Annotated in this window: 3 protein-coding genes; 1 reads left to right on the plus strand and 2 read right to left on the minus strand. The window is 44.5% G+C overall.

Features of this window, described 5'->3' with window-relative positions:
• Nucleotides 1-457: 457 nt before the first annotated feature.
• Nucleotides 458-3,043, minus strand: a complete 2,586-nt coding sequence (locus G500_RS22825; RefSeq protein ID WP_051203375.1) for a site-specific DNA-methyltransferase — start codon at nt 3,041-3,043, stop codon at nt 458-460.
• A 151-nt stretch (nt 3,044-3,194) separates the two neighbouring features.
• Nucleotides 3,195-6,254, minus strand: a complete 3,060-nt coding sequence (locus G500_RS0107785) for a BPTD_3080 family restriction endonuclease (protein WP_027002157.1) — start codon at nt 6,252-6,254, stop codon at nt 3,195-3,197.
• 384 nt (nt 6,255-6,638) lie between these two features.
• On the opposite strand from G500_RS0107785, the gene radA reads away from it, so the two are divergent.
• On the plus strand, nt 6,639-8,024 hold the full coding sequence (gene radA, locus G500_RS0107790) for a DNA repair protein RadA (protein WP_027002158.1): 1,386 nt from the start codon (nt 6,639-6,641) through the stop codon (nt 8,022-8,024).
• The last annotated feature ends 136 nt before the right edge of the window (nt 8,025-8,160 follow it).

An 8,160-nucleotide genomic window follows, 5' to 3' on the forward strand; every position in this document is an offset into this window, starting at 1 on the left:
GGCGACATCACAAAGGTAGGAAAGACTTTTTTCAAATCCAAATCGAAGCCCAAAAATAGTCGAAAAAATTTTAAAGAAGCGTTTTTTACCCCAAAGTCGAAAGATTTGTAACTATTTTACAAAACTATTGACAGAAAGTCAGCCATTCCATTTTTTTAATACTACCTTTTTTAGCAAAAAACATCAAACCAAAATCATCATACCCCTATACGTGCAATAAAGGCACTTTTTTTTCAGAAAAGGCAAATTTAATTATTTTTACAAATTACTGCTTTTTTGTAGCGAAAAAATAAAAACGCCGCTATTTTCAAGACAAAATGGCAGAATTTGAACTAAAATAAACCGTCGGCGAGGGCGTTGCCCGTCGGCGACGGTTTCTCAGGTGAGGACACCAACAACGGCGTAAAAACCTCGACGACGGCTAACAGCCTCGTCGACGGTTGGAAAATGAAAACTATCATTTCACTACCTCTATCACCTTAGTACTCTCCTCTCCAAATTGGCTAATGATGCGAACCGCAATGCGCTGCTTTTCCTTTGTTAGGGCGATAGGGTGCGAAATGTGTCCGTAGAGTCGCTCGATAGCCTCGTAGTCGAGTTCGATTTTGAGAGTCGTTTCGGCTTTCTTTTTAGCGTGCTGCAAGGCAAGCGATTGAAGCCCTTTTTCCCACTTCTGAAATTCCTCTTTTTTGCCCCCACAGAAAAATACCTGACGCACGACAAAGTTGGTGCCGTCATAGTTGTCATCTACAACCCAATAGGCTATCTCATGCACCTCACGCGCCATGACCGTATCCTTGATGGGATTGTAAATATCAAGACCCAAGATTTCTACCTGCACGCTATCGCCCTTGCGGTGAAGGGCAATATCTGGCTCGCCAATCGTGATAAAACTACCCGCACTTTTAGGCGGCTTTTTCATCAAACCCTCTTGAAGCAAGTCGTCATGCATGCGCACCTTCGTAATTTCTATGTTCCCGACACGCTGACTTTCTACCTGACTCGAATTGACGTTGCTTTCAAAACTAAAACCCAGCAGCACAAGCCAATTGGCATCACCCCGAAAACGACAACTTCTAATCGCTTCATTCACCGAAGCGCGGCTTATGCTGCCAAATTTGGGACCGATATGAAAATAGGCTTTTTGCTCACCTCCTTCATTCTGATAATACCCTTCGGCATGCAGTCCGTTGTCGTTGATAAATTCTACCGAAGCAAACACAACGCGCTCATCTTTCCGCCCATTTTTGATGCCCGCACTTAATAAATGCTGACGCACACGCTCCTCAAAACTCGAATCTGTATCTTGGACGGCAGTGTCTAAATCTTGTGGCGAAAGCGGATTGAGGCTTTGCAGCGTTTCTACCGTAAAAGTACCCGAAACGCGCATCTTTTTGTTATCTACCAAAGGCTGGTCGTAAAGTGTTTCCACTGCGGGAGGTTCGTCATTTGCCAAACTTTTGAGCGTAACATGGGGAACGGTCTTATACTCGAAGCCCTTGCGCACATTTTCGCCCAACTCATCTACCAATTTATAGTACGGAAAAACCGCTACCATCAGACGCTGCTTGGCGATATTGACCGCTATGCGGCTCGTATCTATCGTTATCCAACGCCGCCCAAACTGCTCGCAGACATAAGCCGTTGTACCGCTACCGCAGGTAGGGTCTAATACCAAATCGCCAGGGTCGCTTGTCATTAAAATACAGCGTTGGATAACTTTATTTGAAGTCTGGACAACATAAGACTTATCAGATGAACCTTGCGTGTCCGTCCACATATTTCCTAATTCTGTGATAGGAAAATCATCAAAATACCTTTTGTAACACAAAGTATTACTTGTAGCAATAAGCCAACCTGCGGCTTTTAATTTTTCTAAGCCTTCTCTTGTTGTTTTCCATTGATGTCTATCTCCACAATAATAAAGTTTTCCTTCAAACTCAAACTTAAACGTATTTGTATTGCTTTTTCCTAATCTTTTTAAATCAGCAATTCTAAAAACTCGCCAATTTTTAGGAATGGTGTTAGGAAACATGATTTCTTCTTGTGTGAGCTTGCGAATAATACTCCTATCTTCATTTTCAACATAGGTGTACATGTTTCCGCTTCCTACGCCCAATACTTTGTCTATAAAAACTTTCCTATACTTAACTTTTTCTTTCTTTTTGGCATACCAAATAATAAAATCGCCCATTGTAGGCAACGTATAACTTGTATCACCTGCTGTTGTTCTGAAAGCAATCTGACTCACAAAATTTTCGCTACCAAAGACTTCGTCCATCAGGCATCTGACCAGATGCACGTTTTCGTCTGAAATCTGGACAAAACAGGAGCCGCTTTGGTTTAGCAATTTGTGTGCAATCAGGAGTCTATCTCTTAGGTAGGAAAGGTAGGAATGGATACCGTCTTGCCACGTATCTCTAAAGGCTTTAATCTGTTCGGGTTCTGCGGTAATGTCTTCGTCTTTTCCGTCTTTTACTTCTCTGTTATTGATTTTGAGTTGCCAATTTCCGCCATATCTAATGCCGTATGGGGGGTCTATAAAGATGGTCTGCACCTGCCCCGCCATGCCTTCTCTTTCGAGCAGCGAGGTCATGACCAGCAGGCTATCGCCCTGTATGAGCCTATTTGTCCAGCCGTCTTGGTGTGTGTAATAGCTTGGCACTTTTTCGAGTTCGTCTTTTTCTAAGATGCCGCCAAAAAGTTCGTTGATTTGGAAAAGCGATTCTTCGGGCTTGCTCTGTTTGATTTGGTATAAGTTTTTGATAATCAATTCAGGCGCAACGTGTTCGTAACGATACAAAGAGCGCACATCTACGGCAAGCTGGTCTTGTGTTTCCTGCTCGCCATACTTTCCAAGCCAAAAGAGTTCGGGGTCGTCTTCTCTATTTTTGGGTCTTTTGTCGAGATAAAGCGTTTGGCTTTTTGCCGCAATGGGGTTGTCGCGTTCCTGCCCTGCTTCTTCGGTGCTGGGGATAGCGGCTCTTTTGTCTTCGGGAAATTTGCTTCCCTTTGTAGGGAGGTTGTTTTTGTTTTTGCTCATGGTTTTATTTTTTTTAATGCTTTTTTAACCGTAGGCGAGGGCGTTGCCCGTCGGCGAGGTTTTCTAATTTCGGACAAGGCTGTGCCTTGTCCCTACTTTTGTCGTTAGTGGTCTGAAAAACCTCGTTGACGGCTGAAAGCCTCAACGACGGTTAAAGACTTTCAATTTTATCCATCAATTCTACCCGAATATCGCGAATATCTTGGCTAATTTCAATAAAATGCCATTGCGGATATTGGTGTTGTGGCTGATGTCGGACGGCATTGACGGCAGGTAGCCATTTTTGGGTTAGGAACCATTTTTTTTCGTCTTTATCTTGGCTCATGCCGCTAATTTCGATAATAAGCATATAGGTTTTATCGCCCTTTTGGATTTTGGCGATAAAGTCGGGTCTGTATTTGGCGGGCTTGCCTGCTTTCAGATAGGGAATTTCGAATTTGAGGAAGTGATTTTTTACATAAGCAACCACTTGTGGAATTTCCTCTAAGGTTTTGGCAGCAATGCCCTCCCAATCGCTATCCATTGCCACTAAATTGGCGTGGCTTTTTTGGGTAGGAAAAACGTCTTGTTTGGTGTAGCCATTTATTTCGCTGGTAGAAATAAAGGGATTGTAATAGTTGAAGATGGGTCGTATAAATTCCGTTGTGTTTCGCGCAGGATTGATGCCTCTGGCGATATGGTCTGCCATGCGCTTGGGGTCTTCAAAAAAGAGTTGCTTTTTGTAGCGTTCCGATTTATGGTTAAAAACTTTGATTTTGTTTTGATACCAAAATTCCACAATGCGCCTCACTTCCTCAAATTTATGAAAATAAGGGTTTTGGTTTTCATCTGAAAAATGATAGTGCAGCACCCAGCGCGTGATATGAAAGATAAGCTGTTGGGTGCGTCTTTGTAACACGCTCTCGATGTTTAGCTTTTCTACGCTATTGAGCAGCGGACTTGCCATTTCGGTTACGGTAGGCATAGGCGTAATTTCGAAGTCTTCTACTCCTGCAAAGTCGTATGAAAGTTTGCCCTCTAAATATTCGGTTTTATAGCCTTCTACGTTGGGCAAAATGAGCTGGTATTGCTTTTCCCTTTCGGGTATGGCATAAACGTGATGGTAGGTAGTTGTTGTACCTTCTGCCTGCTCGTCTTCTTTTTTGGTTTGGCTCTTAAAGTCGAAGGGAATCCCGATGATGTATGCGTATTCGGGGGGGAATTTTTCTACCACTATTTTTCGCTTGTCGTCTGTGGGGTTTCCGTATTTGTCGTATCCCTGCAAGACGTAATTGACCCTACGCAAGGCTCTGCCCGCTACCTGCTCACAAAGCAACTGCGAGCCGAAGGCACGTATGCCCATGACGTGTGTAACCGTATTTGCGTCCCACCCTTCGGTGAGCATGGCTACCGACACGACACAGCGGACGTGTTCGCCCAACTTATTCTGCCTGCCTACGGTATTGACTACTTCGCGCAAGATTTGTGCGTCCGACACCTTTTCGCCTTGTCCGTAAAGTTGTGTATGCTCGTCTTTGAAATTCTGAATCTGCCTTTCGAAAGTTTTTCGGAAGGTATCATCAATCAAATCCGCCTCCTCTAAGGCTTTGCTATCGATAAGCAAGGTCGGCGGCTTTCGCTTAGGCTGCAAAGTCTGGGGGTCATAGTTAGAAAAAAGTGGCAGCATGCCCGAAACGGTTTGCACCTCGCCATTGCCATCTACAAATTGATAGCCTGCAATATATTTATAGACTTCTTTTGAGATGTTGGTATTATTGCAAACGACAATAAAGACAGGAAGCGGATTGAAGACGTTGGCAATCATTTCGCCGCCCTTCCGTTTGCCTTTGTCATAATTTTCGTAATGCCCATAAAACTGTGTAAAGGCGTTATTGAGTAGCGTAGGCAAATTTACCTTTCGTTTTTCCTGCTCTGTATGCAGCTCTTTTTTCGAGTTTTTAGGCAGTTCGTCTTTGATGTGTTCGTAAAGTTTTCGAAATTTGGCATAGAGAAGTTCTTGCGAATCGTCTGTTTCAGGCAAAATCGGAATCTTGATAATGCCACTCTCCATTGCTTCCAACAAGCCAAAATCGGTTACAATCCAAGGAAAAAAACTGTAAGGCTCATAGCCTGACCCTTTGAGATAGTAGGGTGTTGCGGAAAGGTCGTAAATGGTGCGTATCTTGAAAAGTCGGTGCATCTCTCTCAACCCACTAAACCAGACCGCTGCCTTCTGATTTTCGTCATCAAAGCCGTCTTCTACCTTTCCGTTAGATTTGGGCAGGTAGCAGTGGTGAGCTTCATCATTCAAGACCAATACCCTGCTGTTGGGTCTGAAATCTTTTAAAACGCGCTTAATAGCCTTAGCGGGGCTTTCCTTTCCCTCATTATTTTTTGTGCCATCGCTGTTTATTTTTCCATCGAAGGGTGTTTTTTTATTGCCTTGTAGGGCTTTTGGCTCGAAGGCATGGTAGTTGGTAATGACTAAATGCGCATTTAGGTTTTTTAGCTTTTCGCGCCATTTAAAGGGTACAAGGTCGCGCTGTGCGTAATAATCTTGTGCCTCTCTTAGGTGCTTGCTCTTGACATCTACAAAAAGGACAGAAAGCCTATCGCGAATGGTTACGCCCGGTGCCACGACAAGGAAGTTGTCGGCAAAGATAGGATTGCGCGGGTCTCTCTCCCTATTGAAAAAATGATAACAAATCAGACAAGCCATCACAACGGTTTTTCCCGAACCTGTCGCCATCTTAAAGGCAATACGTGGCAGTTGCTCCTCTACAAAGACACTTGGTGTTTTCTGTGCTTCCTCCAAACTTTCCAAGATGCGATTCCCACTATTAGACTTTCTTGCCACTTCATTGAGCCAAATGGCTGTTTCTACGGCTTCTCTTTGTGCAAAAAATAGCTTTTTGGTAACGATTCTTTCGGGGTTGTCAAACCAATACTGCAAAAGCTCTTTCGTAACCGCCGTTGTGTGAGGGTAACCCTCTTTTCTCCACTTCCCTACTTCGTGCCTACAAAGATTGATAAGATGCTCCTGCTTGCTTATCAATTTTAAGTTGGCTTCATACTGCCCCTTTTTTTTAGCAGGCAGAGTAGGCGCGTAAGGATTAAAAGGTCTTCGTCCTTTCAACACTTCACTGTTATCGAGTTCGCCTTTGCTATCTATGCGATAATGCAGCGTTGGTTCTTCATAGGGATTATTGAGAATCGGGCTTTTTTTCAACATAGCAAGAAGTTTCTAAATTAAATAGGGAGTTCTAAGTTTTGATATTAGCGTTTTGATATTAGCCAAAAAACGCTTGCAAGATAGCATTTTTGATTTACAAATAAAAAAAATAAACCCAACAACCGTCGAGAAAGAAGAAACGTAGTAACGTAGCCCTGTTAAACTCTAAAAATCAGACCCAAAGATAGGCACAAGGCAGTGCCTTGTCCCTACCTTTGTTTCGTTAGCCTCAGTCATTGGCGAGGACAACGGCATAGGCAAAAAACCTCGACGACGGCTAACAGCCTCGTCGACGGTTGAACGGCGAAGCTGGAGCTTCGCGCTACAGTTGTCATTTTTTTTGTATCTTTCGAATCCAAAAGCCTATCAAAAAAATACGAACCGATGGCAAAGAAAGTAAAAACCGCTTATTTCTGCCAACACTGCGGACATGAGTCGCCCAAATGGATGGGCAAGTGTCCTGCCTGTGAGGAGTGGAATACCTTTGTAGAAGAGCTTGTCGATAAGCAGGAAAGTGCTGCCAAAAAGCTATGGAAAAGCCAAACCGAGCGCGGACAGGAAAAAAGTGGCAAGCCCAAAAAAATTAGTCAGATAGCCTATCGCGCCGAACAACGCCTTGTTACGCCCGACCACGAGCTAAATCGCGTCTTAGGCGGCGGTATCGTTGCTGGCTCTTTGGTGCTTTTAGGGGGCGAGCCGGGCATTGGCAAATCTACGCTCATGCTACAAATTGCGCTCACCCTGCCGCAGGTTTCAGTGCTATACGTTTCGGGCGAAGAAAGCGAGCAGCAAATCAAGATGCGTGCCGAGCGTCTGGAAAATATTTCCGACAACTGTTTTATCCTGACCGAAACCAATACGCAAAATATTTTCCGCCAAATAGAAGAAACCAAACCCGACATCTTAGTCATCGATTCTATCCAAACGCTACACACGCAATATGTGGAATCGGCGGCAGGCAGCGTTTCGCAGGTGCGCGAGTGCAGTGCCGAGCTATTGCGCTTTGCCAAAGAAACGCAGACCCCTGTTTTTCTTATCGGACATATCACCAAAGAGGGCAGTTTGGCGGGTCCTAAGGTGTTGGAACACATGGTCGATACCGTTATCCAATTCGAGGGCGATAGGCATTTGAGCTATCGCATCTTGCGCACCATCAAAAACCGTTTCGGCTCTACCTCCGAGTTGGGCATCTATGAAATGCAAGCCTCTGGATTGCGCCAAGTGTCGAATCCTTCTGAAATTCTGATTTCACAACGCGAAGAAGCCCTTAGCGGCATCACTATTGGGGCAACCTTAGAAGGCAATCGCCCCCTGCTTATCGAGGTGCAGTCTTTGGTAAGTGCGGCAGCCTATGGCACGCCGCAGCGCAGTAGCACAGGTTTTGATGGCAAACGGCTCAATATGCTTTTGGCAGTGTTGGAAAAACGCAGCGGCTTTCGTCTGGCTACCCAAGATGTCTTTTTAAATATCGCAGGGGGTATGAAAATAGAAGACCCCGCCATAGATTTAGCCGTCTGTATGTCGCTTATTTCCTCGATGGAGGATTTGCCCATTTCCGACAAGACCTGCTTTGCCGCCGAAGTAGGCTTAGGGGGCGAAATTCGCGCCGTCAATCGCGTAGAACAGCGCGTTTCAGAAGCCGAAAAGTTGGGCTTTCAGCACATTTACATCTCTAAATATGCCGCCAAAGGGATTGATTTTAAGCACTACAAAATCAAAATCCATACGGCTGCACGCCTCGATGAGGTGATAGATTTGGTTTTTAGGTAAGCCGTTTTCTGAACCCCCACCCTGCCCTCCCCCCATAGGGGAGGGTTCGAAATGCAAATCATTTTTTTACGTAAATGCAAAAAAATTGATACCAAAAGTAGGGACAAGGCATTGATTTGTCCTATGCCCCAAACCC

It is taken from the genome of Hugenholtzia roseola DSM 9546 (genome assembly GCF_000422585.1).
GTDB lineage: Bacteria > Bacteroidota > Bacteroidia > Cytophagales > Bernardetiaceae > Hugenholtzia > Hugenholtzia roseola.